Below are 2,133 nucleotides of genomic sequence, written 5' to 3'. Positions count from 1 at the left end.
TCGCCGCCCTCACCCGTCGCCTGCTGCCGTGGCTCGCGCGCGTCGAGCCGCTGCTGCGCCCGCGCTGGCCGGCGCTGTCGGCAGCGCTGCCGGTGCGGCTCGCGGGGCTGCTGTGTTTCGTGCTCGGCGCGGTGCTCGCACTGCCGGTGCCGCTGGGCAACATGGCGCCGGCCTTCGCGATCAGCGTGATGATGCTGGGCGTGCTGCGGCACGACGGTGCGTGGCTGCTGGCCGGCGCCGCGGCGGGCGTCGCCTCGCTCGCGATCGCGGTCGCCGTGATCTGGGCGGGGCTGGCGGCGCTGCCGCATTCCGCACTGCCATGACCGGCCTGATCGTCATCGCCATCCTGCTCGTGCTCGGCATCGTCGCCGCCGCCGTGCTGCTGTGGCTGCTGACCCACCCCCTCGATTGAAGGAGCCGTGATGGCCGATGAACCAATGCGTGCGATGGTGCTGCGGCAGCCGGGCGAGCCGCTGCACCTGGAGGAGCGGCCGCTGCCGGTGCCCGGCTCCGCAGAGGTGCTGCTGCGCGTCGAGGCCTGCGCGGTGTGCCGCACCGACCTGCACGTGGTCGACGGCGAACTGCCGCTGCCGCGCCTGCCGCTGGTGCCGGGGCACGAGATCGTCGGCATCGTCGAGCGGCTCGGCCCCGGGGTCACGCGGCTGCGCACCGGCATGCGCGTCGGCGTGCCGTGGCTCGGCCACACCTGCGGGCACTGCGCGGCCTGCGCGCGCGGCAGCGAGAACCTGTGCGAGGCGCCGGTCTTCACCGGCCACGGCCGCGACGGCGGCTTCGCGACGCACACCGTCGCCGAAGCCGATTTCTGCATCGAGCTGAACCTGGACCAGCCGCCGCTGCTGGTGGCGCCGCTGCTGTGCGCCGGGCTGATCGGCTGGCGCAGCCTGCGCCTGGCCGGCGATGCCCGCCACCTCGGCCTGTACGGCTTCGGGGCCGCGGCCCACCTGGTCGCGCAGGTCGCGCTGCAGCAGGACCGCCAGGTCCACGCGTTCACGCGGCCGGGCGACATCGCCGCGCAGGACTTCGCGCGCCGCCTCGGCGCAGTGTGGGCCGGCGCGAGCACCGAGGCGCCGCCGCACGCGCTCGATGCCGCCATCCTGTTCGCACCGGCCGGCGAGTTGGTGCCGCTCGCGCTGCGCGCGGTGCGCCCCGGCGGCCGCGTGGTCTGCGGCGGCATCCACATGAGCGACATCCCGTCGTTTCCGTACGAGTTGCTGTGGCACGAGCGGCAGCTGATGTCGGTGGCGAACCTCACGCGCGCCGACGCTGCCGAGTTCTTCGCATTCGCGCGCCGCCATCCGCTCGACGTGCACGCCACACCCTACCCGCTGGACCGCGCCAACGTCGCGCTGGCCGACCTGCGTGCCGGGCGCGTACTGGGGGCAGCGGTCGTGATGCCGTAGCGCGCGGCGCGGCGCCGKATCAGCGCATGGCGGGCGCCGGCGACCAGGCCGGCCGCGCATCCACCGTCGACTCGACCACCACCAGCCAGCGCCCGGCCCACGGGCTCGGCAGCCGGTCGGCGCGCAGCATCCACAGMGAATGCCCCTGCGCGAGCGCAGCGTCATAGTCGGCATCGAGCACGCCGTAGCGGTCGAGGAACTCGTCCAGGCGTTCCGGGATGCGGATGCAGCCCTTCGACTGCGCCGAGCCGAGGCGACGCTCGAGCAGGTCCGGGTCGGTCGCATGCACCTGCAGGCGCATCACGCTCATCGCGTGGTCGCCCCAGCCCTTGGGCGCCGCGACCCAGCCGAAGTCGAACACCCGCGCGCCCTTGCGGCCGTAGCCGCGGATGCCGAGCTCGTTGCGCGTCCCCTCGGCGCGGAAATCCGGGTTCTGCAGCGAATGCGCGAACACGCCGGGCGGCGTCGTGAAATGCTCGTAGCGCCCCGGCAGCCCGGTCGACACCGGCGCCGCGCCGACCACCCGCCAGCCGTCCTCGGGCGAGCCCCAGAACAGCACCAGCGCCTGCACCTGCGGATGGCGATCGACCAGCAGCACGAACTGCGTCGCCGGCCCCGGGTCGATCGCAGCGGCCTGCCACGCCCCGGCGAGCAGCGCCGCGTAGCCGGCGGCCGCCGGCTCGGGCAACTCGAGCCGCGGGCTCACCTGCTC

Annotated in this window: 3 protein-coding genes; 2 read left to right on the top strand and 1 reads right to left on the bottom strand. The window is 74.8% G+C overall.

Translation table 11 applies throughout. The features are described from left to right. Together AC1D1T_RS32070 and AC1D1T_RS32065 are read left to right on the top strand one after the other, a co-directional pair. The coding region (locus AC1D1T_RS32070) for an exopolysaccharide biosynthesis protein (RefSeq protein ID WP_477993398.1) at positions 1-323 on the top strand (323 nt) is incomplete at its 5' end. A 114-nt stretch (positions 324-437) separates the two neighbouring features. After that, complete coding sequence (locus tag AC1D1T_RS32065) at positions 438-1,421, top strand: zinc-dependent alcohol dehydrogenase family protein (protein ID WP_477827778.1); 984 nt, start codon at positions 438-440, stop codon at positions 1,419-1,421. Positions 1,422-1,440: 19 nt separating this feature from the next. Here AC1D1T_RS32065 and AC1D1T_RS32060 read toward each other — a convergent pair. Next, on the bottom strand, positions 1,441-2,133 hold a 693-nt coding region (locus AC1D1T_RS32060), incomplete at its 5' end, for a L,D-transpeptidase (RefSeq protein WP_477993397.1).

The sequence above is a fragment of the Rhizobacter sp. P2_H3 genome (assembly GCF_056403355.1).
The sequence above is the reverse complement of the archived record's forward strand: the minus strand, read 5'-3'. Positions and strand labels throughout refer to the sequence as shown.